At 45.8% G+C, this 25,201-nt stretch carries 17 protein-coding genes, 1 rRNA gene, 1 pseudogene and 1 riboswitch; of the genes and pseudogenes, 8 read left to right on the forward strand and 11 right to left on the reverse strand.

Translation table 11 applies throughout. The features are described 5' to 3' along the window. Nucleotides 1-66 precede the first annotated feature (66 nt). From EL262_RS00750 to EL262_RS00770, 5 genes and pseudogenes are all read right to left on the reverse strand, one after another. On the reverse strand, nucleotides 67-1,509 hold the full coding sequence (locus tag EL262_RS00750; protein WP_025838928.1) for an aspartate ammonia-lyase: 1,443 nt from the start codon (nucleotides 1,507-1,509) through the stop codon (nucleotides 67-69). Nucleotides 1,510-1,638: 129 nt separating this feature from the next. Continuing rightward, nucleotides 1,639-2,895 carry a DUF1015 domain-containing protein gene (locus EL262_RS00755; RefSeq protein ID WP_036848663.1) on the reverse strand — a complete coding sequence of 419 codons (1,257 nt, stop codon included), beginning with the start codon at nucleotides 2,893-2,895 and terminating at the stop codon, nucleotides 1,639-1,641. Between the two features lie 104 nt (nucleotides 2,896-2,999). After that, nucleotides 3,000-3,923, reverse strand: a complete 924-nt coding sequence (locus EL262_RS00760) for an NAD(P)-dependent oxidoreductase (protein ID WP_025838925.1) — start codon at nucleotides 3,921-3,923, stop codon at nucleotides 3,000-3,002. Between the two features lie 34 nt (nucleotides 3,924-3,957). Further along, on the reverse strand, nucleotides 3,958-5,037 hold the full coding sequence (gene serC / locus EL262_RS00765) for a 3-phosphoserine/phosphohydroxythreonine transaminase (protein ID WP_025838923.1): 1,080 nt from the start codon (nucleotides 5,035-5,037) through the stop codon (nucleotides 3,958-3,960). Nucleotides 5,038-5,081: 44 nt separating this feature from the next. Further along, nucleotides 5,082-6,439, reverse strand: a pseudogene (locus tag EL262_RS00770) (replication-associated recombination protein A). A 437-nt stretch (nucleotides 6,440-6,876) separates the two neighbouring features. Between EL262_RS00770 and rplS the strand changes: the two are divergent. From rplS to EL262_RS00810, 8 genes are all read left to right on the forward strand, one after another. Beyond that, nucleotides 6,877-7,227, forward strand: coding sequence for a 50S ribosomal protein L19 (gene rplS / locus EL262_RS00775; protein WP_025838918.1), 351 nt, complete (start codon nucleotides 6,877-6,879; stop codon nucleotides 7,225-7,227). A gap of 221 nt (nucleotides 7,228-7,448) precedes the next feature. Next, nucleotides 7,449-8,795 carry an adenylosuccinate lyase gene (purB, locus tag EL262_RS00780; protein WP_025838916.1) on the forward strand — a complete coding sequence of 449 codons (1,347 nt, stop codon included), beginning with the start codon at nucleotides 7,449-7,451 and terminating at the stop codon, nucleotides 8,793-8,795. A 43-nt stretch (nucleotides 8,796-8,838) separates the two neighbouring features. Next, a riboswitch (cobalamin riboswitch) is annotated at nucleotides 8,839-9,062 on the forward strand. A 338-nt stretch (nucleotides 9,063-9,400) separates the two neighbouring features. Continuing rightward, nucleotides 9,401-10,681 carry a serine--tRNA ligase gene (serS, locus tag EL262_RS00785; protein ID WP_078735766.1) on the forward strand — a complete coding sequence of 427 codons (1,281 nt, stop codon included), beginning with the start codon at nucleotides 9,401-9,403 and terminating at the stop codon, nucleotides 10,679-10,681. Nucleotides 10,682-10,812: 131 nt separating this feature from the next. Beyond that, entirely contained in the window at nucleotides 10,813-11,583 is a 771-nt protein-coding gene (locus EL262_RS00790; RefSeq protein ID WP_197721273.1) for an SDR family NAD(P)-dependent oxidoreductase, read from the forward strand. A 19-nt stretch (nucleotides 11,584-11,602) separates the two neighbouring features. Next, nucleotides 11,603-12,604 (forward strand): ROK family protein, encoded by a 1,002-nt coding sequence (locus EL262_RS00795; protein WP_025838915.1) that lies wholly within the window; start codon nucleotides 11,603-11,605, stop codon nucleotides 12,602-12,604. Nucleotides 12,605-12,884: 280 nt separating this feature from the next. Beyond that, entirely contained in the window at nucleotides 12,885-14,612 is a 1,728-nt protein-coding gene (locus EL262_RS00800) for an Omp28-related outer membrane protein (RefSeq protein ID WP_078735765.1), read from the forward strand. A 37-nt stretch (nucleotides 14,613-14,649) separates the two neighbouring features. Further along, nucleotides 14,650-15,120: a TlpA family protein disulfide reductase gene (locus EL262_RS00805; RefSeq protein WP_025838909.1), complete on the forward strand. Its 471-nt coding sequence runs from the start codon at nucleotides 14,650-14,652 to the stop codon at nucleotides 15,118-15,120. 31 nt (nucleotides 15,121-15,151) lie between these two features. Continuing rightward, a complete protein-coding gene (locus EL262_RS00810) occupies nucleotides 15,152-16,729 on the forward strand; it encodes a DUF6029 family protein (protein ID WP_025838907.1) in 1,578 nt (525 codons plus the stop codon). A gap of 211 nt (nucleotides 16,730-16,940) precedes the next feature. Here the strand turns inward: EL262_RS00810 and fabD are convergent, their stop codons facing one another. The 6 genes from fabD to groL form a co-directional block, all read right to left on the reverse strand. Then, nucleotides 16,941-17,822 carry an ACP S-malonyltransferase gene (fabD, locus tag EL262_RS00815; RefSeq protein ID WP_025838905.1) on the reverse strand — a complete coding sequence of 294 codons (882 nt, stop codon included), beginning with the start codon at nucleotides 17,820-17,822 and terminating at the stop codon, nucleotides 16,941-16,943. A gap of 67 nt (nucleotides 17,823-17,889) precedes the next feature. After that, nucleotides 17,890-18,999, reverse strand: a complete 1,110-nt coding sequence (gene mutY, locus EL262_RS00820) for an A/G-specific adenine glycosylase (protein WP_078735764.1) — start codon at nucleotides 18,997-18,999, stop codon at nucleotides 17,890-17,892. A 24-nt stretch (nucleotides 19,000-19,023) separates the two neighbouring features. Beyond that, the gene (locus EL262_RS00825) at nucleotides 19,024-19,965 is read right to left on the reverse strand and encodes a ribose-phosphate pyrophosphokinase (RefSeq protein ID WP_025838904.1); all 942 of its coding nucleotides are present in this window, start codon (nucleotides 19,963-19,965) and stop codon (nucleotides 19,024-19,026) included. A gap of 629 nt (nucleotides 19,966-20,594) precedes the next feature. Next, nucleotides 20,595-22,126: ribosomal RNA gene (locus tag EL262_RS00830) — 16S ribosomal RNA — on the reverse strand. Nucleotides 22,127-22,555: 429 nt separating this feature from the next. After that, on the reverse strand, nucleotides 22,556-23,266 hold the full coding sequence (locus EL262_RS00835) for a DUF6808 domain-containing protein (protein ID WP_025839630.1): 711 nt from the start codon (nucleotides 23,264-23,266) through the stop codon (nucleotides 22,556-22,558). 273 nt (nucleotides 23,267-23,539) lie between these two features. Beyond that, nucleotides 23,540-25,177, reverse strand: a complete 1,638-nt coding sequence (gene groL / locus EL262_RS00840) for a chaperonin GroEL (protein ID WP_025839633.1) — start codon at nucleotides 25,175-25,177, stop codon at nucleotides 23,540-23,542. Nucleotides 25,178-25,201: the final 24 nt, after the last annotated feature.

The following is a 25,201-nucleotide window of genomic DNA, read 5'->3' on the forward strand; positions in this document are numbered from 1 at the left end:
TATCTATGAGACCGGCAGTGCAGGTTACTCCTTGGCTGTCAGTTTTTTTGCAATGTTTTGAGGAGTTCAATCTTCGTAACCGAGGTCATCCAACTGCTTGATGTCAAGGTGTACGGGTTTGATCATGTTCTCAGGAGCGAGGATCATGTCCAATTCAGCCTGAGTGAGGATGCCCTTTTCGATAACAATCTCAGTGATGGGTCGGCTGGTTGCAATGGCTTCCTTGGCGATCTTTGTAGAGTTCTTGTAGCCGATGTATGGGTTGAGTGCGGTCACGATACCAAGGCTTTCGCTGACGTGTCTGCGACAACGTTCTTCATTAGCCTTGATGCCTACGATACAGAGATCACGGAGGGTGTCAAGGCCGACCATAAGGTAGTCTGACGACTCGAAGCAGCACTGTGCCATGACAGGCTCCATCGCATTGAGCTCCATTTGTGCAGACTCGCCTGCCATAGTGACACATACGTCGTTACCTATGATCTTGTATGCAATCTGAGATGCTACTTCGGGGATCACGGGGTTGACCTTACCCGGCATGATGGAAGAGCCCGGCTGACGTGCCGGAAGCTCGATCTCACCGAGACCGCAGCGTGGTCCCGAAGAAAGGAGGCGTAGGTCATTGCTAATCTTGCTCACCTTGACTGCGATGCGCTTGAGGGCTTGTGAATAACCGATGAGGTGTGAGGTGTCTGATGTCGCACCTACAAGATCTTCGGCAAGTTTGATGTCCCAGCCTGTGATGTCCTTGATAGCTTGAGTGCATTCTTCAGCATAACCCGGTACTGCACAGATCCCTGTACCGATAGCTGTGGCTCCCATGTTGATGGTGAGGAGCTGTTCGGCAGCATGGCGGAGGTTAGGGATTTCTTCTTCGATGATCGAAGCGAAGCCGTTGAATGTCTGACCAAGGGTCATAGGTACAGCATCTTGGAGCTGTGTGCGACCCATCTTGATGACGTGTGCAAATTCCTTGCCCTTGACTCTCAATGCTGCAACGAATGACTTCATGTGTTCGATCACACGGAGGTGTGTCGCATAGAGACCCAAGTGGATGGCTGTGGGATAAGCATCGTTGGTAGACTGAGATGCGTTGACGTGGTCGTTGGGTGAGCAGTGTTTGTAGTGACCGCGCTCGTGCCCAAGGATCTCGAGAGCTCTGTTGGCGATGACCTCATTGGCATTCATGTTGGTTGAAGTACCTGCACCTCCCTGGATCATGTCGATAGGGAAGTGTTCGTGGTGTTTGCCTTCGAGGAGTTCTTGACAAGCCTTTTCGATGGCATCGGCACACTCATGGGTGATCACGCCGAGCTTACCATTTGCTCTGGCAGCCCCCATCTTGGTCCATGCGAGACCGTGGATGAAGAGTGGGTAGTTGTTGAGCTTGAATGGTGAGATGTTGAAGTTGTCCATAGCTCTCAGAGTCTGGACACCATAAAGTACGCTGTTGGGAAGTTCTCTGGAGCCGAGAAGGTCGCTTTCGACCCTTACTTTGTTATTTTCCATTACTAAATGAAATGACAATAAGTGTTAGGAGGCTTTCGTCAGATCGCCTTCATGATACTGTGATTGTCGGTCGGCACGCTACCTATGCTTCACAGAAGTGAGACATAGGTAGCATGAGGCCGAGAGATATTATTTGTCGTTCTCTAAGGTGTGAACGATAAGACCTGAACGTAGCTTAGGCTCAAACCATGTTGTCTTAGGAGGCATGATGTTGCCTGAGTCTGCGATGTCCATGAGTTGCTTCATTGACACGGGGTAGAGAGCAAGTGCTGCTACCATCTCACCACTATCGACACGCTTCTTGAGTTCGCCAAGACCACGGATACCACCCACGAAGTCGATACGCTTAGAAGTGCGGAGATCCTTGATGTCGAGGATCTCATCGAGGATGAGGTTAGAAGAGATAGTCACATCGAGGACGCCGATAGGGTCGTTGTCGTTGTAAGTACCTTCTTTAGCTGTAAGTGAGTACCACTTACCTCCCAAGTAGAGTGCGAAGTTGTGAAGCTTGGCAGGCTTGTACTCTGCTGTGCCCTTTTCTTCGACGATGAAGTTCTTTTCGAGTGCCTTGAGGAAGTCTGCTTCTGACAAGCCGTTGAGATCCTTCACGACACGGTTGTAGTCGATGATGGTGAGGTGGCTTGCCGGGAAACATACAGCCATGAAGTAGTTGTACTCTTCGTCACCTGTGTGATTTGGGTTTGCCTTGGCTTTCTCTGCACCTACGAGAGCCGCTGCTGCGGATCTGTGGTGACCGTCAGCGATGTATAGGTATGGCATCGCAGCGAAAGCCTTGGTGATGGTCTCGATGTCGTTCTTGTCATCGACGACCCAGAAGTGGTGACCGAAGCCATCGAGTTGAGCTACGAAGTCGTAGATTGGCTCAGTAGCTTTGTATTTGTTGATGATGCGTTCCAGCTCTGCATTGTCTGGGAACGCAAGGAATACAGGCTCGATGTTGGCATTGTTGACGCGTACGTGTTTCATACGGTCTTCTTCCTTGTCCTTACGGGTAAGCTCATGCTTCTTGATGACGTTGTTCATGTAGTCATCTACATTAGCTCCTACGACAATACCATATTGGGTCTTGCCGTTCATTGTCTGAGCATAGATGTAATAGCATGCCTCAGAGTCCTGAACCAACCAGCCCTTGTCTTGGAACATCTTGAAGTTCTCGGCAGCCTTAGCGTACACATCTTCATCATGCTCGTCCTTACCAACAGGGAAGTCGATTTCAGGACGGATGATGTGGTAGAGAGACTTTTCGTTGCCCGCAGCTTCTTCGCGAGCCTCATCACTATTTAGGACGTCGTATGGACGTGATGCTACTTGTGTTACAAGATCTTGGGGAGGACGAAATCCTCTAAAAGGTTTTACTCTTGCCATTGTATTTGTTGTTTATGATATGACGAATAGAGGCAGGTGCGACCGACAGTAATGATTTACTGCCGGTCGACCCTTTCTCAAATATTATTCTGAAGTGAGTACAATCACTTATTGACTCTGAACTTAGCTTCACCTGTTTGGATGAACGCAGCGATCTGCTTGGCTGCTGCCATACCTGCGTTGGTGTTGGCTTCGGCTGTCTGAGCACCCATCTTCTTTGCTGTCGCAAAGTATTGGTTGGGGAACTTTTCGACAAGCTCAGCTTCACAGTCAGGCTTCACGTCAGTGAGGTAAGCAAGGTCAGGTCTTTCGCTGAGCACACGGAGAAGGTCAGCTTCGTTGATGAGGTCCTTACGAGCGATATTCACGAGGATAGCACCCTTAGGCATACGGCTTAGCAAGTTGTAGTCGATCATCTTCTTTGTGTTTGCGGCAGCAGGCATTGCCAATACCATCACGTCACAAAGACCGAACATAAGTTCTCTATCGTTGAAAAACTTGAAACCGTCCTTTACGAAGTAGTTTGCAGGAGTCAATCTCTGGAAACCATAGACCTCCATACCAAATCCTTGACCGATGCGTGCTACGTTCTGTCCGATGTTGCCATAAGACATCACACCAAGCTTCTTGCCCATAAGTTCGCTACCGGTCTTGCCGTTGAAACCTGTCCTTACGTGGAAGAGGAGCATTGCGAACACAAGCTCTGCAACAGCATTTGAGTTTTGACCGGGTGTGTTCATCACACATACGTTGTGCTTTGTGGCAGCTTCGCAGTCTACGTTGTCATAACCTGCACCTGCACGCACGACGATCTTGAGGTTCTTGGCAGCTTCGATGACTTCAGCATCGATGATGTCACTACGTACGATGATACCTTCGACATCCTTTACTGCGTCAAGGAGTTGACTCTTTTCTGTATATTTTTCGAGCTTTACTACCTCGAAACCGTTAGCCTCAAGGATCTCGCTGATCTGAGCGACTGCTACGGGAGCGAAAGGCTTTTCAGTTGCAATCAATACTTTTGCCATGACTGAATGATTTTACGGATTAGTAGTCAATGAATTAGAATTGCTTTTCGAAGTCTTGCATACACTTTACAAGAGCCTCTACAGACTCACGTGGGCAAGCGTTGTAGATAGATGCACGGAAACCACCTACTGAGCGGTGACCCTTGATACCTACCATACCTGCAGCCTTTGCGAAGTCCATGAATGCTGCTTCCTTGTCCTTGTGCTCTTCAGCCATTACGAAACAAACGTTCATGAGCGAACGGTCTTCCTTAGCTGCTGTTCCGACGAACATCTTGTTGCGGTCGATTTCGTTGTAAAGGAGTTCTGCTTTTTCCTTGTTGAGCTTGTGCATTGCTTCAAGACCACCAAGGTTCTTCACCCACTTTAGAGTTTCGTGCATCACGAAGATAGAGAATACAGGAGGAGTGTTGAACATTGAACGATCCTTTTCTGCTTCACCGATGTGTGTACGGTAGTCTACCATGGTTTGGAGCTTGCGGTCTACCTTGCCGAGGAGATCTTCACGTACGATGACGAAAGTAACACCTGCAGGTCCTACGTTCTTCTGGGCACCACCATAGATGATACCGTACTTGCTCACGTCTACAGGACGGCTGAGGATGTCAGAAGACATATCTGCGATGAGAGTCACAGGGCTGTCGATGTCTTCGTGGATTTCTGTACCGTAGATGGTGTTGTTTGTTGTGATGTGGAAGTAGTCAACATCTGTAGGGATGGTGTATCCTTTTGGTACGTAAGAGTAGTTCTTGTCTTCAGAAGAAGCAACGATTTCTACATCACCATAGAACTTAGCTTCCTTGGCAGCCTTCTTTGCCCATACCCCTGTTTGGAGGTAAGCAGCCTTCTTGTTGAGCAAGTTTGCAGGTACGTGGAAGAACTGAGTGCTTGCGCCACCACCGAGGAATAGTACTTTGTAGTTGTCAGGGATATTGAGGAGTTCGCGCCATAGATCTGCTGTTTCCTTCATGATGCGTTCCCAACCCGGAGTACGGTGAGATATCTCAAGGATACCGATACCGGTGTTGTCAAAATCACGGATAGCTTCGATTGCAGACTCTACTGCTTCGCGAGGGAGGACACATGGTCCGGCGTTGAAATTGTGCTTTTTCATTGTTGAAAATTGTTTGAATAAATTTTAGTTTATAAATATAGTAATTACTTTTCAGAATTATCGTTCCTGTTTGTCTCGATTTGCTGACCTTGAGAGGCAGTTGCCCTTATTGGCTCACCATACATCTTGTGCATGGTGTTGAGGTACTCGACCATACGTATCTCTTGTGGTTGATCGGTGGGTGTCCAGAAGGTCATCTGCTCCATCTCCTTCGGCATGTATTGTTGAGGAGCGTAGTGCCCCTTGTATGAGTGAGGGTAGATGTAGCCCACTCCATAGCCCAATTCGGACATCAGTTCGGTCGGTGCATTGCGAAGGTGCATTGGGACCGGATGGGCAGGGTTACTGCGTACGTACCCCAATGCTTTGTCTATGGCCTCATAGGCACTGTTGCTCTTAGGGCTCGTCGCCAGATATATGGTCGCTTGTGCCAGGGGAATGCGACCCTCCGGCCATCCGATCTTTTCTATCGCATCGAATGCCGCTTGGGCGATCAGGAGTCCATTGGGATTCGCAAGGCCTATATCCTCGGCTGCAAGTATTACCAGTCGTCTGGCGATAAACTTGGGATCCTCTCCACCCTCGATCATTCGTGCCAACCAATACAATGCTGCGTCGGGATGACTTCCTCTGACCGACTTGATGAAGGCAGAGATGATGTCGTAGTGCATCTCGCCGCCCTTGTCATAGACCGCCGGGTTTTGTTGAAGGTGTCTTGCCACATTTTCGTTCGAGATGATCACTGTCTTTGACTTCTGCGCCTCCGGTGTCAGTGTCAGGAGTTCGAGGATGTTCAGAAGTTTCCGCGCATCACCCCCGGCAGCCGCAAAGAGGGCATCTGTCTCCTCTATCTTAAATTCGAATGCCTGCATGAGTGAGTCCGTCTCTATTGTTTTGTCCAAGAGACGTCTCATCGCATCTGCATCAAGAGACTTGAGTGTGAAGACTCTGCAACGGGAGAGTAGGGGACGAATGATCTCGAACGAAGGATTTTCGGTCGTCGCCCCTATGAGGGTGACGATTCCACGTTCGACAGCATGAAGGAGGGAGTCTTGTTGGGACTTGTTGAAGCGGTGTATCTCGTCGATGAAGAGTATGGGCGTGCCTCCCGAAAAGAGATTGTTCTTATTTTCTTCTGTCATCTTCAGTACATCACGCACATCCTTGACGCCCGAAGAGACAGCACTGAGGGTATAGAACTGTAGCCCAAGGTTTTTTGAAATGATGTGAGCCAATGTTGTCTTGCCCACACCCGGAGGCCCCCATAGTATGAAAGAGCGTAAAATCCCCCTGAGAGCATCTCATACAGCGGTGCTCCCGGCGCAACCAAATGCTCTTGCCCTACATAGGAGTCAAGAGACTGAGGTCGCATTCTTTCTGCTAAAGGTGCTAGTGAGGTCATTTCCAGTACAAAGGTCGATGTTACTTTTCGCTATTCCAAATTATTTGGCATGTTTTTTTGAACGTTTTGAGAATGCTTTCATTTTCAAGAATGTATTTGTCTCTTTCACCTCTTGACTTTCGTGTGGTCGGTCGAGTTTTGTGTCTCTTGACTCGTGTCTCCTTGTCTGTCTCTGTTCTCTAAAAAAAAGTCGTAGGACTTGATCTCGAAAGTCGTAAGATTCGATGACGAAAGTCGTAAGATTCGTTTTCGAGCTTTCTACGACCGAAATCTCTGGGTGTCCCTATATGGATATGGGAGGTCTGTAAAGGGTTGGATAATCAGAAATTTATGGTTATCTTTGCAGACGCTTTGCGTAATCTCTGACAGGAGTTTGAAAGTGAGACCTGTGTATATTGCGTTTAGTACTTAACTAATTCAATAAAGCAAAACTTATTATGGATTTTATTAAACTTGTCGAACAAGAGTTTAAGAGCGGAAAGGAGCACACTTCTTTCAAGAGTGGTGACACCATCTCTGTGCACTATCGTATCAAGGAAGGTAACAAGGAGCGTATCCAGATCTTCCGTGGTGATGTCATCCGCATCTCCGGTCATGGTGAAAAGAGAAGATTTACTGTACGTAAGATCTCTAACGGTGTAGGTGTCGAAAGAATCTTCCCAATGGACTCACCATTCATCGAAGAAATCACACTCCACAAGGTGGGTCGTGTGCGTCGCGCTAAGTTGTATTACCTACGTCAGCTACGTGGTAAGAAGGCGAGAATTCGTGAGCGTCGCAGCTTCTGATACGCAACTCGTTCGAGGAGAGGGCAGGGTTTGACATGATGTCCCCGGCCTGGTCCAAAGACACAAAGAGGATATGTCTCCACATGAGGGATGTATCCTCTCTTGTTTTTTGTGGATCGGACCTCATCATAGTCTAAACAGAATGCTGTATCTTTGCCTTTTTAATAAGCACATGTATATATTACTTAACAATCTAATTTAGATAACATATCCTTACTCAGATGGCTTTATCTTCTTTGACGGCAGTGACGCCTATTGATGGGCGTTATGGCAGACAGACCGCAGTATTGAGCAATTACTTTTCAGAGTTCGCCCTCATCAAATATCGTATTCATGTAGAGATCGAGTACCTGATCGCTCTTAGCGAGACGATTGAGGTCTCCGATGCTCTTGCAGATCAAGAGGTGCGTAGGCAGTTGCGTGATATTGTCGCAAACTTTACCGAGGCTGATGCTCTCCGTGTCAAGGAGATAGAGAGTGTCACCAATCATGATGTCAAGGCCGTCGAGTACTTCATCAAGGAGCGTATAGGGGGTACACCGGTGGATGCGGCGAGGGAGTTTGTCCACTTCGGACTCACTTCTCAGGATATCAACAACACTGCCCAGCCGGTCATGCTCAAGCGCGCCATGGATGAGGTGTGGGTGCCGATGCTTGAGGAGATCATCGCAAAGATCGATAAGTGTGCCGATGAGTGGATGGATATCCCCATGCTTGCGAAGACGCATGGACAGCCGGCTTCACCGACAAAGTTGGGTAAGGAGTTCAAGGTCTTTGCTTACAGGCTGGAGCAACAGTTGGCCCTCTTGAAGGCCATTCCTCATACCGTCAAGTTCGGAGGAGCTACGGGGAATATGAATGCGCATCACGTGGCTTATCCCGATGTCGATTGGAGAGGATTTGCACGCAAGTTTGCCGGAGAGTACCTGGGGCTTGGTCTCGAGGAGTACACCACTCAGATCTCCAACTATGACAACCTTGCGGCTCTCTTCGATGCGATGAAACGTATCTTCGTTATCCTTATCGACCTCTCTCGAGATGTATGGCAGTATATCTCCATGGAGTACTTCAAACAGAAGATCAAAGAGGGTGAGGTGGGCTCGTCAGCCATGCCTCACAAGGTCAATCCTATCGACTTCGAAAATGCTGAGGGCAATCTCGGTCTTGCCATCGCGATGTGTGAGCATCTGGCGCACAAGCTCCCGATCTCTCGCCTCCAAAGAGATCTCACCGACTCTACGGTGATGAGAAACATGGGTTTGCCATTTGCTTATTCTATGATCGCACTCTCAAGTCTCAAGAAAGGCTTCGATAAGATTCTGCTCAACGAGGATGCAGTCTTGAGAGACTTGGATGCAGCCCTTCCGGTTGTGGCAGAAGCACTCCAGACCATCTTGCGCAGAGAGGCCTATCCTAATCCCTACGAAGCTCTGAAGGCTTTGACCCGCACCAACGAAAGGTTGACTACCGAGCGTTTGATCGAATTTATCGACTCTCTCGATGTCCCAACACATATCAAGGAGGAGATGAAGGCTATCACTCCTCGCACCTATACCGGAGTATATTGATAAAAAAGTGGTGGGATAATTTGCTTTATCCACCATAATATTGCTAACTTTGCACCGATGGTGCTCGTGCGGGCGTTCGTCCGTATGAGTTAAAAGGGAAACGAGTGGAATTCTCGTACAGTCCCGCTGCTGTGAAGCCTCCATTGCACGGCGCATGATGCCACTGTGAAAAAGAGTTGATCCTCCTCGTGAGGTTCGCTTCGAGTACATGGGAAGGCGTGTCGTGTAGAGGTCAGTCAGAAGACCTGCCATCCAAGTGCATTCTGTATCTCTCTCGAGGGTTGGAGAGGTGCCACATGTTGATTTAGTCAAATCAAAATTTCCCTTTCACACAATCTTTAGACTAAGTTGCATGATGGTACGTAAGTACTAAAAAGATGCCGGGCATCTGTGAAGCTGGCCGCATCGCTGCACACTAGGTAAGAGGTGTCCGGTACTTCGGCTTATAAGCATGGGTATCGGCCCTCTTCGTTTTTATGACGATTATTTTCTTCGTTATTATAATAAGTGGCGAAAAGAATAATAGTTACCTTTGCATCAGTCGTACACCTTCAGGTGCGACACACAATGCCTGTTCGGAATCATATATACTACACAATAATATTATGTTGACAACAAAGTTCCTTCTGGAGAATACAGATGAAGCCATCCGCAGACTGGCTGTAAAGCACGTGGATGCGGCTCCCATTATCGAAGAGATACGTACTATCGATGAGCGTAGACGTGCCACTCAGAGAAGTCTTGATGATGCCCTCGCAGAGCAAAACAAGCTCTCGAAGGAGATCGGCGCCCTTATGAAAGAGGGTAAGAAAGACCTCGCAGAGGAAGCCAAGAACAAGGTCGCTCAGCTCAAGGAGACGACGAAGGAACTTGAGGTGACCAAGAAGGATTTGGAGGATAAACTTCATGGGCTTATTGTGCAGTTGCCCAACGTCCCTTCGCCCGAAGTGCCGGAAGGCAAGACTGCCGATGATAATGTGATTGAGAAGATGGGTGGGGTGATGCCTCAACTGGACAAAGCTACGATGCTGCCTCACTGGGAACTGGCAAAGAAGTATGACCTCATTGACTTCGAGCTCGGTGTGAAGATCAGTGGCGCAGGTTTCCCTGTGTATAAGGGCTACGGTGCAAGATTGCAGAGGGCTTTGATCAACTTTTTCTTGGACAATGCTCGTGAGGCCGGTTATCTTGAGGTGCAGCCTCCTTACGTGGTCAATGAAGACTCCGGTTACGGGACAGGACAGCTTCCCGACAAGGAGGGACAGATGTATCACGTGGGATTGGACAATCTATATCTCATCCCTACCGCTGAGGTGCCTGTGACCAATATCTTCAGAGATGTGATCCTTGAAGAAAAAGACCTCCCTGTCAAGGTGACAGCTTACTCGGCTTGTTTCAGAAGAGAAGCAGGTAGCTATGGGAAGGATGTGAGGGGACTCAATCGCCTTCATCAGTTCGATAAGGTCGAGATCGTCCGTATAGATAAGCCCGAGCACTCTTATGACTCTCTTAAGGACATGGTAGGGTATGTTGAGAGTCTGGTGACTAAGTTGGAGCTACCTTGGCGTATATTGAGACTCTGTGGCGGAGACATCAGTTTTACCTCGGCACTCACCTTTGACTTCGAGGTGTACTCCATGGCGCAAGAGCGTTGGCTGGAGGTCAGTTCGGTGTCCAACTTTGAGAGCTTTCAGGCTAACCGTCTGAAATGTCGCTATCGAAATGCTGATCGTAAGACTGAGCTTTGCCATACACTTAACGGTAGTGCCCTTGCTCTGCCACGTATCGTCGCCGCTCTTTTGGAGAACAATCAGACTCCCGAGGGTATTCGTATACCTGAGGCTCTTCGTCCGTACACAGGGTTTGACATCATCCCCTTGCCATAAGCTGGGAAAAAGCTCAAAAAATATAACCAAAAGGGGAGGTGTGAAGTTATTTCACACTTCCCTTTTTCATTCTTTTGTGTACCTTTGAGATAAAGTATATAGAAAAATAACTTTATAACATAATCAGTGTCATGAGAGATCTTAAGTCCATGTGTGCCCTGATCACCGGAGCAACTTCGGGAATAGGTCAGGCCACAGCCAGAAAATTGGCGAAAGAGGGGTGTGGTAAACTTATCTTGGCTGCACGCCGTACCGAACGTTTGAGCACCTTGAAGACCGAGCTCGAACAGCTCGGAGCAGAGGTGTGCACGATTACCCTTGATGTGAGAGACAAGAGTGCTGTCGATCGGGCATTCGGACAGCTACCCAAGGGGTTTGAGAGGGTGGATGTCCTACTGAATAATGCCGGTCTGGCTTCCGGTCTCGATACTTTTGACAATGCAGACATGAATGACATCGAGGTCATGATAGACACGAACGTCAAGGGGCTTATATATGTGTCCAAAGCCATTATCCCTCACATGATCAAGCAAGGAGCAGGACATATTATCAATGTCGCATCTATTGCAGGTAAGGAGGTCTATGGCAACGGTAATGTTTACTGTGCTACCAAGCATGCTGTCGACGCTCTGACCAGAGGGATGAGAGTTGATTTGGTCAGTAAGGGTATCAAAGTTTCTCAGATTGCTCCCGGGGCTGTGAACACAGAGTTCTCGACCGTGCGTTTTCACGGAGATACCGAGCGTGCGGATCATGTGTACGACGGTTACCAGCCTTTGACCGGTGAAGATATAGCCGAATGCTTGTTTTTCATGATCTCTGCTCCCGAACACCTTAACGTTGCCGATATGCTCATCCTGCCTCTCGCACAAGGTGATAGCCGTACATTTATCAGGAAATAAGTTTAAACAACATAGTGCTATGATTACTACAACTGAAAAGCCTTATGTCGTCGGGATCGATATCGGAGGGACAAATACGGTCCTTGGAGTGGTCGATGCTCGTGGTACGATCCTTGGCTCAAGTTCGATCAAGACAGGTGTCTATGCTGAGGTGACCGATTATATCGATGCCCTCAATGACTCAATCATGGCCCTCGTCGATACGGTCGGAGGGGATGAGATGATTCGAGGAATAGGGGTCGGTGCTCCCAATGGAAACTACTTTACGGGTGCGATCGAGAATGCTGTCAACCTCAACTGGAAAGGACGCATCCCTTTTGCACACCTCTTGTCTGAAAAGACGGGATTACCTGTTGCCATTTCCAATGACGCCAATGCCGCTGCGATAGGGGAGATGACCTATGGTGCAGCCAGAGGAATGAAGGACTTTATCATTATCACTCTGGGTACAGGGGTAGGTAGTGGTATCGTGATCGGTGGGAATCTCGTTTATGGGCACGATGGGTTTGCCGGCGAGCTTGGGCATGTCATCATCCGTCGTGATGGTCGTCAGTGTGCTTGTGGACGTAAGGGATGTCTTGAGACTTATACTTCCGCTACGGGGGTCGCAAGGACGGCCAAGGAGTATCTGACCACTCGGAGCGATAAGAGCCTTTTGCGAGACTTGAATATTGACGCTATCACTTCCAAAGATGTATATGATGCTGCAATCAAAGGTGATCAACTTGCTCTTGAGATCTTTGAAATGACCGGGAAAATCCTCGGAGAAGCCCTTGCAGATGCTGTAGCCTTCTCCAGCCCCGAGGCTATTATTTTGTTTGGTGGTTTGACCAAAGCCGGAGCACTCATTATGGAGCCCATAGCGCGCAGTATGGAGGCCAATCTCCTTCATATATATAGAGGGAAGGTGAAACTCCTCCTTTCTGAACTAAAAGAGAGTGACGCTGCTGTCCTTGGAGCCAGTGCCTTGGGATGGGTGGCCGACAGAGAATATCTTCCCAAAGCTACCGGTCAATCATAACAGCTTTGGATAAGTCCGTTGACCTTATAGGAGCGTCCGATCTGATAACAACAAACAGATCGGACGCATTCTTTTGAGGAGCTTGATTGCAGCATCCTGATTGTGAGATGTGTTACCTGAATTTTCAACTTAAAATGAAAAATACCATAAAATGTAGCCGTTTTTCTCTTAGATTAAGTTGCGAGTGTTGAATTTTTGCTAAATTAAGCGACAGGACTGTCAATAGGTCGAAAGACACAGAAAATACACATGATATTAATCGAATAAAATCAGAACAGCTATGAAACGTGCACTTTTTTTGATTACATGCTTTATTTTGCTTTTCTCGTGTGCAGAGAAGAACAATAAGATGGATCTCATCGAGGCCATCAAAATCAAGGCAGACAAGACTACAATTGCTGCGGATGGAGTTGATATGGTTACGCTCACTGCCGTGGCGCAGAACGAAGCCGACTTAACATCTCGTGTGACATTTACGGTCAATGACAAAAAACTTGACGGTAATACCTTTAAAACTGATAAGCCCGGGACATATAAATTTGCTGCAAGTTTAGATAACATCGAATCTGATGAAATAACGGTTACAGCTACCGCTAAAGAGGCAACTCTTGTCTTGACGAGTGATAAGGGTTCTGTCCTTGCAGGTAATCCTAAAGATTGGATCACTTTCAATGTGAAAGATAAGAATGGCCAAGACATTACGGATAACTGTGATTTCTTTATTGATAATGAGCGTATTGTAGGAAATAAGTTTCGTGCAAAAAATGAAGGTCAGTACAAGGCTATCGCTAAACGTGGCGATGAGTTTTCGAATGAATTGACCATCCAGGCCAACAAGATGCAAGATATCATCCTCCAAGTGGATAAGGTCGAACTTTTCCTTGATGGAAAAGATAAGGCTACGTTTAAGGTTTACAACAAGGATAACGAAGACTTGACCACGAGAGCACAAATCTTCATCAATGATAAGCCTATCGAAGGTAATGTCTTCGTTCCAACTGCAGTCGGTCTGTTTAGGGTCACAGCGGATTTTAACGGTAACAAGTCCAATCAGGTGTCCATCACAGTCAAGGAGCCAATTAAGTATAATCTTGTCGTGAAGGTGAGCAAGGAAAGGCTTGTCAGTGATGGTGTTGACGTCGTGTCATTGAGATGTATAAATACCCTTGATGAAGATAGAGACTTGACAAAAAAGGTTAAATTCTATTTAGATGGGCGTGAGTTGGATAAGAATTACTTCAATACCACCCAAAACAAGCAGTTTAAGATAACTGCGAAATTAGGAGAAGAAGTCACTAAGGAGGAAGTGATGGTTACTTCTCAGAGCGAATATGTTCCGACACCAAGGGTGTACTTCGAATTATTTACAGGAACCTGGTGTCCATACTGTCCAAGACTTGTTATCCCGGTCATGGATAAACTTTGTGATGAGCCTCAGGTTGTGGCTTCTGGTGTCCATGGAGGTAGGGATAAGTTTGCAACGAGTGAAGGCCAACGTCTATTTAATGCTTACGGATTGGAGGGATATCCAACTATAGTAGTTGGAAGAGATAAAAATAACCAAGCCAAGAACAGATCAGATATCATTAACAGAATACCAGAAAGTACTCCAATCGGTATGGCCGTTTACACTACTATCACTGGCTCTGCTCTTGATGTGGATATGACGATCAAGAGTACTGAAACTCTCAATGATTTGAAATGGGTTGTCATCATAGTTGAGGATAAATTGATTGCAGATCAAGCCAATGCAGTATATCCTAAATATGGAAATCCTATACGTGATATGGAGCATAGGTATGTCTATCGCAAGACGCATAGCTCTTCTATCTGGGGTGAGCCTATCAGTTTAACAGCCAATGAGGTTATGAAGAAGAAGTTTACAGTGCAATTAGATAGCTCTTGGAAAGCTGAAAATTGTAACTTGTTTATCATTATCACAAAGGCGAGTGACAATACCGTAATCACCGCACAGAAGGTTGAAGCCGGCAGTGCTTCCGGTTACTAATGAAAGTACTAATTTCTTAATAGCAAGATATTAACTTATGAAAAAGATTATATTTTTCCTTGTAATGATGTGTGCGGGTTTGATCTGCACACATGCTCAGAATGTAAACATCGAAAACTTGAAGGGTGAGAAAATTTTGTTCTCTGATCTCATCAAGGGAGACAAACCTGTTATCGTCTCTTTTTGGGCAACTTGGTGCAAACCTTGTCTTATGGAGATGGATGCTCTCAAGGAGATCAAAGAAGAGTGGGAAGGTAAGATTCGTATCGTGTCTATCTCTATCGATGACTCTCGCTCTAAGAATAAGGTGCCTTCGTTTGTCAAAGGACGCAACTATCCTTTTGAGATATACATGGACAGTAATCAAGAGTTATACAAAAAACTTAATGTCCTTAATGTGCCTTTTCTCTTCATTTTCAGTAATGGTAAGCAAGTCTACAAACACAGTGGGTACAGCCCTGGTGATGAGGAGTACTTGCTTGAAGAGGCAATGAAGTATGTCAAGTAAATATACATCAGAGCAATAATAAGGATAAAGTATGAATAAGTTTATCATAAGTTTACTCGTATCTTCAGCCCTGTTGTCGACACTTACAGTGTCGGCACAGGAGCGGAAGAAAGATTGGGGAACGATTCACGGTGGGATAGAAAGTAATGCCATCTTGTACAAAAAAGATGAAGCCAACCCCGATGGACAGAAGCATGGGAACAATACGTACCTTAATCTGAAGTATGACTATAAGAACTTGGGAGCCGGATTACAGTACGAGATCTTTGAGCCTCCGTTGAAAGGACATCCTGAAGAACTCAAAGGTAATGGCTTGGTACAGTACTATGTCGGTTATTCGAATGATAAGTTGAGTGTCACTGCTGGTAGTTTTTATGAGCAGTTTGGTAGCGGACTTATTTTTCGTGCTTTTGAAGAGCGCTCTCTCGGTATAAACAACTCCCTCAGGGGACTCAATGTGAAGTATACTCCGACTGATTGGCTTCGAATTAAGCTCATGGGAGGACAGCCACGCAGATACATCACCTATGCTGATGCCATCATTGGAGGTGGAGATGCCGATGTGACTATCTCTAGACTTTGGAACAAGGATGGAAGCTATGACATTACTCTTGGAGGTGCTTGGGTGACAAAGAAGAATACCAAAAGTATTCCTGAGTCTGTTGACCCTAAGATGATGCATCTTTACAGTATGCGCGGAGGATTTAGTGCCGGAGGATTCAATCTTGGTGCAGAGTACACCATCAAGGGAATGGGTCAGTCTTTCTCTCCTTATGTACAGAAGTTCCTCAAAGAGAGTGGTACAGCTCTGCTTGTCAATCTTGACTATCTGCGTAATGACTTTGGAGTGTCCGGGGTATTTCGTCGAGTAGAGCATATGGATTTTCGTATCGACAATAAGTTGCAACAAATCTATGTCCCCATGAACTACATCCCAGCCTTGACCAAACAGCATAAGTATGCGCTACCCTCTCTTTATCCTCATCAGACCAATACATCCGGAGAAATAGGTGGTCAGGTTGATGTGTATTACAATCTTTCAGGAGACTGGCTTGGTAAGTATCCACTCAAGCTTGCACTCAATGCCTCTTATTACAACTCTCTTGGACGTAATCCTATGGAGACTATGCCATTTTTTGGACGTGAAGGCTCAAAGTTATTTAGCGAGATCTCGTTGGAAATGGGTAAGCGTTTTTCTCGTGCCATCATGATCAATACTGGTCTGCACTATCAAGAGGTCGATCACAATACCCTTCTTTACAAGTCTTTTGCTCAGGTTGTCGATATCCTTTGGAAGATGAGCAAGAAGGCTTCTCTCCGTACTGAACTTCAACATATGACAACGGATATGGAAGAGAAAGGATGGATTTACGGCCTTGTTGAATTTGGTTTTGCTCCACACTTTACTGTCTTTGGTAGCGATATGTATAGTTATGCAGCTGAAAAGAAAGAACATTATTACAATGTTGGGGGAAGTTTTACTTATGGGAGTCTTCGCGTAATGCTTAGTTATGGTCGTACCAGAGCCGGAGTTCAATGTGTCGGAGGTATATGTCGATATGTCCCTGAGTACACCGGACTGACTGGAACACTATCTTATGTTTTTTAGTGGTATTAGACTGACCCCCATAATAAATACTTAAGCTTTGGTTACTGAAGTGAGTTTATAGTAACTTGAGGATTATATTTATAACTAGCAGTTCTACCCTCAGATACCGATACTCTCTTTTGCTTTTTATAGTTCTGTGGGTTTTATTGAAACAAAAAAGAGACTGACAAAATCTTGTCAGTCTCTTTTTTGTTATTAGTTTGTTTTCCGTTTATAGTCCGGTTTCTGCATTTACAGTTGGTTCTATTTTCTTTATTAAGCCTTGAAGAACTTTGCCCGGACCATATTCCGCAAAGTATGTTGCTCCATCTGTGACCATATTGTGTACAGTCTGTGTCCAAAGAACGGGAGCTGTGAGTTGTTTGACAAGATTTGTACGGATGGACTCAGCATCAGTATAAGGTTTGGCATCTACGTTCTGATACACGGGGCATTTTGCGTCATTGAAGTGTGTATTTGCGATAGCTTCAGCAAGCTGTCCTCTCGCAGACTCCATAAATGGACTGTGAAATGCTCCACTTACACTCAATGGGAGAGCTCTCTTTGCACCGGCATCCTTTGCTGCAACGCAAGCTAATTCAACACCCTTGACTGACCCCGAGATAACGACTTGTCCGGGGCAGTTGAAGTTGGCAGGAATGACGACTTCTCCCTCAATTTTCGAACAAATATCGGAGATTACATCATCATCGAGACCTAAGATGGCAGCCATGGTAGAAGGAGCCTCTTCACAAGATTTTTGCATTGCTTGAGCGCGTTGAGACACAAGTCTCAGAGCATCTTCGAACGAAAGAACCTCTGCGAGAGCAAGAGCTGTAAATTCACCAAGAGAGTGTCCCGCAACCATGTCAGGGGTGATACTTGATGTCCTCACCTTTGCACTTATATAGGAGTGAATAAATACTGCAGGTTGAGTCACTTTTGTTTGCTTGAGCTCTTCATCAGTGCCGGCAAACATAATATCTGTAATCCTGAAGTTGAGTACCTCATTAGCAATCTCAAAGAGTCTACGAGCTTCCTCAGAAGAGTCGTAAAGATCTTTACCCATTCCGACAAACTGAGAGCCTTGCCCTGGAAAAACGAATGCATTCATAATATTATCTGTAATTATAAATAGTGATTTTTTGCTACAATTCGCCCAAAGATACGAAAACTACCTTTTATTTCAAGTTTTTATCCAGAAATTCACGTAGAGGTTTAGGGAAGGCATACTCTGAATGCCTGCTGATTGGTATGGCTTCCAAGCCTAAATAAGATAAATCAATATGTTCGGGCAAGTGAATCGTGTGTATGTTGATGTTCAGTAGCCTGTGTGTCAAACGGTGTGTAGTGGTGTATGAATGGGAGATCTTTAGCTCTTCTTCTCCTGTGTTTATTTTTAGGTCTGGAAGTAAACTCAATGGAGCCGAATGAGCTTTATCAGATAAATGAAGAGGTAACTGATACAACCCTTTCCAAATAGACTGCTTGTTCCTTTTTTCACCCCATATATATTCGCCCTGAATGAGAAGAAAGAAATCAAGATACAGCTCCTTGACAATCATCTTTTTAGCCTTTACCGGGCGAAGTGTAATTGTGGGTGAATGTGCACACTTACAAACTTTTTGTATGGGGCATTCATCACATTTGGGTGATTTTGGTGTACATATCATGGCTCCCAAATCCATTATACCTTGATTGTAGATGCCCGGATATTGGGGATCCAACAATTCTTGTGCCAGTGCTCTAAATGCCTTTTGTCCCATACTTGTATCGATAGGTACATCGATGTCTAAAACACGACTGAGAACCCGATAAACATTACCATCAACTACAGCAAGAGGTTCGTTGTAAGCTATCGACATAATGGCAGCCAAGGTATAGGGTCCTATTCCCTTGAGTTTACTGACATCTTCTACTGCTTTAGGAAATACTCCCGAGTGATATTGAACGATACTTTGCGCAGCTTTATGAAGGTTGTGTGCCCTTGAGTAGTAACCAAGTCCCTGCCATATCAGTAGAAGATCACTTTCCGGACTTGCTGCCAATGCTTTCACATCAGGATAACGTTCGATGAAACGAAGATAGTAATCCAACCCTTGAATGACCTGTGTTTGTTGTAAGATAACTTCAGAAATCCATATCTTATAAGGATCATTCGTCTCCCTCCATGGTAGTCTACGTCCGTTGAGTTCGTACCACTCTATTAGAGCTTGACGAAAATAGGTCACTATCCCTTTGTCAATCAAGGTGTCGGGATAGTGACCTGCTGTATTATTGTTTAGTTTCAAGTCTTGTAGGCTCGGTAGGTGAGATTATAGATTGTAAAGAAGGCTGATAGATTCGTGCGAACTAACTCTTCGGATAGCTTCAGCAAACATCTTTGCCACCGAAAGGATACGGACATTCTTCCCCCCTCCATGATAAGGTATTGAGTTGGTGAAGATCATTTCGTTCAAAGCAGATTGCTCGATACGAGAAGTGGCAGGATCACTCATCACAGCATGGCTGGCAATAGCCCTGACTGACTTGGCTCCATTTTCCATCATCAAATTGGCAGCCTTGGTGATGGTGCCGGCTGTGTCCACGATGTCATCGATAAGTAGCACATCCTTACCCTCCACATCACCGATGATCCTCATCTCATCGACCACGTTGGCCTTAAGTCTCGACTTATGACAGATGACCATTGGCACTCCAAAGTATTTTGCGTAAGAGTTGGCACGCTTAGTCCCACCAACGTCAGGAGTGGCGATGACAAGATTTTCGAGACTGAGGTTGTCTTTTATATACTCTGTGAATACACTTGATGCGTAAAGGTGATCCACAGGTACATTGAAAAATCCCTGAATCTGATCAGCATGTAGATCCATTGTGATCAAGCGAGATATCCCTGCTGCACACAACATATCTGCGATGAGCTTGGCCCCGATAGAGACACGAGGTTTGTCCTTTCTGTCCTGACGAGCCCAGCCAAAGTAGGGGATAACCGCTACGATATAGTGAGCACTGGCGCGTTTGGCTGCATCGACCATGAGTAGGAGCTCAAGCAGGTTGTCCGCAGTAGGAAATGTAGACTGCACCAAATAAACGTCTTTACCACGGATAGATTCTTCGTAGTACACAGCAAACTCACCGTCCGCAAATCTGTCTACCTTCATCTTGCCAAGGGGGCAATTGAGATACTTACATATTTCCTCTGTGAGGTACTGACTCTTAGTGCCTGCAAAGACAAGAAAATTATTCTCTTGATTCATCTGGATTTAATATTATAGGAATTCAATAGGGTAAATTTTGCCAAGCTGTTGGTTAATATGCTACAAAAATACCAAACTAAATCGACATAGTCCCAAAAAATACGGAGAATTTGTGGTACAACTTTCCACTCTTCTAATCAAATCTTTTGCAATCAGCTATTTCCATATTCCAATACACAACGATACCCGAAAAGTTCCTAGTATAACGCCAGTTCGATCTAAGAAAATATGCCGTAAAACAAGTAAGCAACTGTAAATCAATCTGTTTTTTTGTTTTGTTTTAGTAGGATAATTGCAAAGAAGAGCCAACATCTAAGTCTTTGGGACTCAGACACAAGTAAAAAGACATCTGAGAGCAATGTAAGCACCTGGAAAATCTCGCGTAAAAAACTAAACATTATAATAATCAGTACATTACATCTCTTCCTTATATCGAACTGACGTTAGTATAGATCTAAAATAAGCTTTATAACCGATGCTGATCCTCCGCAAAACTTACATAATAAAAAGATCGTGTGCTGTGAAAAAAACTCACAACACACGATCTATATAATTCATATTGAAGGACAAAAGCAGGACTATAGCGACAACTATTGTCTTTATACTTAACAAGATCTCAGAGTCTCCAGAAAGGAGGTGTTCCAGCCGCACCTTCCGGTACGGCTACCTTGTTACGACTTAGCCCCAGTTACCGGTCTTACCCTCGTGCGATCCTTGCGGTGACGCACTTCAGGTACCCCCGACTTCCATGGCTTGACGGGCGGTGTGTACAAGGCCCGGGAACGTATTCACCGCGCCATGGCTGATGCGCGATTACTAGCGAATCCAGCTTCACGGAGTCGAGTTGCAGACTCCGATCCGAACTGAGATAGGGTTTGGAGATTCGCATCCTGTCGCCAGGTAGCTGCCCTTTGTCCCTACCATTGTAACACGTGTGTCGCCCCGGATGTAAGGGCCGTGCTGATTTGACGTCATCCACACCTTCCTCGCGCCTTACGACGGCAGTCTCGTCAGAGTCCTCAGCTCTACCTGCTAGTAACTGACGATGTGGGTTGCGCTCGTTATGGCACTTAAGCCGACACCTCACGGCACGAGCTGACGACAACCATGCAGCACCTACATACATGCCCCGAAGGGAAGCCAGGCTCTCGCCCAACCGTCATGTACATTTCAATCCCGGGTAAGGTTCCTCGCGTATCATCGAATTAAACCACATGTTCCTCCGCTTGTGCGGGCCCCCGTCAATTCCTTTGAGTTTCACCGTTGCCGGCGTACTCCCCAGGTGGATTACTTATCGGTTTCCCTTGGGAGCATACATTATATCGCATACTCCGAGTAATCATCGTTTACTGCGTGGACTACCAGGGTATCTAATCCTGTTTGATACCCACGCTTTCGTGCTTCAGTGTCAGTTGCGGTTTGGTAAGCTGCCTTCGCAATCGGAGTTCTGCGTAATATCTATACATTTCACCGCTACACTACGCGTTCCGCCTACCTCATCCGCACTCAAGCTCCACAGTTTCAACGGCAAGACTATGGTTGAGCCACAGCTTTTCACCACTGACTTATGAAGCCACCTACGCACCCTTTAAACCCAATAAATCCGGATAACGCTCGTATCCTCCGTATTACCGCGGCTGCTGGCACGGAGTTAGCCGATACTTATTCTTAGGTTACTTGCTTACAGCTACACGTAACTGCTTGTACTCACCTACTAAAGAAGTTTACAATCCATAGGACCGTCTTCCTTCACGCGACTTGGCTGGTTCAGGCTCTCGCCCATTGACCAATATTCCTCACTGCTGCCTCCCGTAGGAGTCTGGACCGTGTCTCAGTTCCAGTGTGGGGGATAAGCCTCTCAGCTCCCCTATCCATCGTTGACTTGGTGAGCCGTTACCTCACCAACTATCTAATGGAACGCATGCCTATCTGTCAGCAATAAATCTTTCCTAAAGTCCCCATGCAGAAACTAAAGTGTATGCGGTATTAGTCCGGATTTCTCCGGGTTATTCCCCACTGACAGGCAAGTTGCATACGCGTTACGCACCCTTACGCCGGTCGCCACCAAGATTAGCAAGCTAATCCCGTGCTGCCCCTCGACTTGCATGTGTTAAGCCTATCGCTAGCGTTCATCCTGAGCCAGGATCAAACTCTCCATTGTTGAAATAAATTTGTTTGTTGTTCCTTTGCTCTAAGATCTGTTATTCGATTTAAGTATAAAATTGACCGAGGAAATAATTACATTTCCCTTATACAATGCTGTCAAGTTCTATTGTCTATACTTTTGTCTTCAATATGTCTATGATCTCTTTCTTTTTGAAAACTAACCATATGTTTTTGGAGCACGATGGTTGTTTTTGTTTTCGGGTGCAAAGTTACGACTTATTTTTAATCCTGCAAGTGTTCCCTAGGAGATTTTCTGCCAAGATAAGGTCCCTGAGTCTCTTTTGTAATTATGCTACACACGGGTGTAAGCAGCTAATGATGCTTTGTTAGAGAAAATTACAGATCACCGTGATTGAGGGTTATGCTAATCTTAAAGAAAACAGGTTTAAGGCCACTTCAAATTAGCATAAACAAAGATATTTTTTTACCACTGCAAGAACTGATAGCTGATACCTATACCTACATAGGGACCGACACCGGTGGATAATTTATTGTCTGAAAAGTTGTAGATAGATGTCGCTCCGACACCTGCTTGTATGCCGATTCCCCAACGTCTTGGTTTGCGGTACTTCGTAACTTGTGGATCGACAAAACTATCAAGCTTGGTAAACGTGATGTTATCGTTCTTGCTACGTGCGATGACTTTATGATCTTTTGTAAAGTATACTTCAATAGGGATATCCAGTTGGTAAGCAAAACGGTCAAGATAAACGCTGTCTTTTTGTATTCTGACAAAACTATTGGCATCTATGACTTGATCCGAAAAACGTATATTGACCAAGCTGTCAAGTGTATAGTTTATGATGTTTTTCTGGATGATGGTATCCCTCGTTTTTATACCAATATTTGCTCCCGAGATGAGTAGCCTTCTCATCTTACGCTCGAGAGATTGGATGTTTTCATGCATTTCTTTATTCAGATCCTTTAGCTCTTTTACAGTTGTGATATAGGATTTTTTTTCAGCATAGAGTTTACCATTCGTATCCTTTAGTGTACGTATGCTATCTAACACTACTGTGACATTTTGCTCAGCAATATGGAGTTTATCTCTGAGGGTTCGATTCCAAATGAATGTACCTATCTGTGACAGTAGCAGCACAAGTACGATCGAGCCTAAAATAACGTTCTTTTTCATAGTCATTTGATTTTATTCATTGTATTGACTCATATACTCATAACTTGTCTTCCCACGGATCATAACAAACTGAGAGTCCACTGAGTGAAAGTGTTGTGATCGATGGATAGAGCAATTAACTATTTACAATATAGGTGTTTATATCGAGATAAACAAATCTGTACTCATCGGATAAAACGACTACTCAGATTCATTTTACCATGATAAAAAGAGAATGTGCCAAAAAGGATTTTGACACATTCTCTGATTTTGGAATAATTTATTTGACAGATGTTACATCATGCCGCCCATGCCTCCCATACCTTGTGGCATTGTGGGCATTGCTGCCGCATCTTCCTTTTCGTCAGCGATGACACACTCTGTGGTGAGGAACATACCTGCGATGGAAGCTGCATTTTCGAGAGCTACACGAGTTACTTTTGCCGGGTCGATGATACCGGCCTTGAAGAGGTGTACAAACTCATCGTTGCGAGCGTTGTAACCGAAGTCTGCATCTCCTTCCTTGACCTTCTGGACAATGACGGCTCCTTCCTTTCCGGCATTGGCGACAATTTGACGAAGAGGCTCTTCGATTGCGCGTTTGATGATCTCGATACCTGTTGTTTCGTCTGCATTGTCGCCCTTCATTCCTTCAAGTGCTGTGGTTGCACGGATATAAGCGATACCACCACCGGGGACGGTTCCTTCTTCAACCGCTGCACGAGTAGCACTAAGCGCATCTTCGACACGATCCTTCTTTTCTTTCATTTCGACCTCTGAAGGTGCTCCTACATAGAGTACCGCCACACCGCCCGCAAGCTTTGCGAGGCGTTCTTGTAGCTTCTCCTTGTCGTAGTCCGAAGTTGTTACTTCGATCTGTGCACGAATTTGATTGACACGAGCAGAGATAGCCTCCTTATCTCCAAGACCGTTGACGATGGTGGTGTTGTCCTTGTCGATGGTCACCTTTTCTGCCGAACCAAGCATATCCATCGTAGCACTGTCGAGCTTGAGCCCCTTTTCTTCCGAAATCACTGTACCACCTGTGAGGATAGCGATGTCTTCGAGCATCGCCTTGCGACGATCACCGAAGCCGGGTGCCTTTACAGCGCAGATTTTGAGAGAGCCACGGAGACGATTTACCACAAGTGTAGCGAGTGCTTCACTTTCGATATCTTCAGCAACGATGAGGAGTGGACGGCCTGTCTGAACGACTTGTTCGAGAATAGGAAGGAACTCCTTGAGCGTTGCGATTTTCTTGTCGTAAAGGAGGATGTATGGATTTTCGAAGTCCACACTCATCTTCTCGGTATTCGTTACGAAGTAAGGAGAGATGTATCCACGGTCGAACTGCATACCTTCGACAATCTCCACTGTCGTGTCCATACCTTTAGCCTCTTCGACTGTGATGACACCCTCTTTCTTTACCTTTTTCATAGCCTCAGCGATGAGCGCACCGATGGTCTCGTCACCGTTAGCAGAGATCTTAGCTACGTGCTCGATCTTCTCGAAGTCGTCACCAACCTCTACCGCCTGCTTACGGATCTCTTCGACTACCTTAGTCACAGCCTTGTCGATACCTCTCTTGAGATCCATAGGACTTGCACCTGCGGCAACGTTCTTGAGCCCGACAGAGATAATAGCTTGTGCAAGGACAGTTGCGGTTGTTGTACCGTCACCCGCATCGTCATTGGTCTTCGATGCCACTTCCTTGACGAGTTGAGCACCCATGTTTTCGAAAGCATCCGAAAGTTCGATCTCACGAGCCACTGACACACCATCCTTGGTGATATGAGGCGCACCGAACTTCTTACCAAGGATGACATTACGACCCTTAGGGCCGAGAGTCACCTTCACTGCATTAGCGAGTTTATCCACACCACTCTTGAGTAGCTCTCTCGCTTCTCTGTCAAACTTTATTTCTTTTGCCATTGTATTATCGTATTACTGTTATTG

The sequence above is a fragment of the Porphyromonas cangingivalis genome, assembly GCF_900638305.1.
Taxonomy (GTDB): Bacteria; Bacteroidota; Bacteroidia; order Bacteroidales; family Porphyromonadaceae; genus Porphyromonas_A; species Porphyromonas_A cangingivalis.

Coding starts and splice junctions, on each gene's coding strand:
- EL262_RS00750 (WP_025838928.1), bottom strand. CDS start 1,509: ATGGAAAATAACAAAGTAAGGGTCGAAAGCGACCTTCTCGGCTCCAGA.
- EL262_RS00755 (WP_036848663.1), bottom strand. CDS start 2,895: ATGGCAAGAGTAAAACCTTTTAGAGGATTTCGTCCTCCCCAAGATCTT.
- EL262_RS00760 (WP_025838925.1), bottom strand. CDS start 3,923: ATGGCAAAAGTATTGATTGCAACTGAAAAGCCTTTCGCTCCCGTAGCA.
- serC (WP_025838923.1), bottom strand. CDS start 5,037: ATGAAAAAGCACAATTTCAACGCCGGACCATGTGTCCTCCCTCGCGAA.
- rplS (WP_025838918.1), top strand. CDS start 6,877: ATGGATTTTATTAAACTTGTCGAACAAGAGTTTAAGAGCGGAAAGGAG.
- purB (WP_025838916.1), top strand. CDS start 7,449: ATGGCTTTATCTTCTTTGACGGCAGTGACGCCTATTGATGGGCGTTAT.
- serS (WP_078735766.1), top strand. CDS start 9,401: ATGTTGACAACAAAGTTCCTTCTGGAGAATACAGATGAAGCCATCCGC.
- EL262_RS00790 (WP_197721273.1), top strand. CDS start 10,813: ATGAGAGATCTTAAGTCCATGTGTGCCCTGATCACCGGAGCAACTTCG.
- EL262_RS00795 (WP_025838915.1), top strand. CDS start 11,603: ATGATTACTACAACTGAAAAGCCTTATGTCGTCGGGATCGATATCGGA.
- EL262_RS00800 (WP_078735765.1), top strand. CDS start 12,885: ATGAAACGTGCACTTTTTTTGATTACATGCTTTATTTTGCTTTTCTCG.
- EL262_RS00805 (WP_025838909.1), top strand. CDS start 14,650: ATGAAAAAGATTATATTTTTCCTTGTAATGATGTGTGCGGGTTTGATC.
- EL262_RS00810 (WP_025838907.1), top strand. CDS start 15,152: ATGAATAAGTTTATCATAAGTTTACTCGTATCTTCAGCCCTGTTGTCG.
- fabD (WP_025838905.1), bottom strand. CDS start 17,822: ATGAATGCATTCGTTTTTCCAGGGCAAGGCTCTCAGTTTGTCGGAATG.
- EL262_RS00825 (WP_025838904.1), bottom strand. CDS start 19,965: ATGAATCAAGAGAATAATTTTCTTGTCTTTGCAGGCACTAAGAGTCAG.
- EL262_RS00835 (WP_025839630.1), bottom strand. CDS start 23,266: ATGAAAAAGAACGTTATTTTAGGCTCGATCGTACTTGTGCTGCTACTG.
- groL (WP_025839633.1), bottom strand. CDS start 25,177: ATGGCAAAAGAAATAAAGTTTGACAGAGAAGCGAGAGAGCTACTCAAG.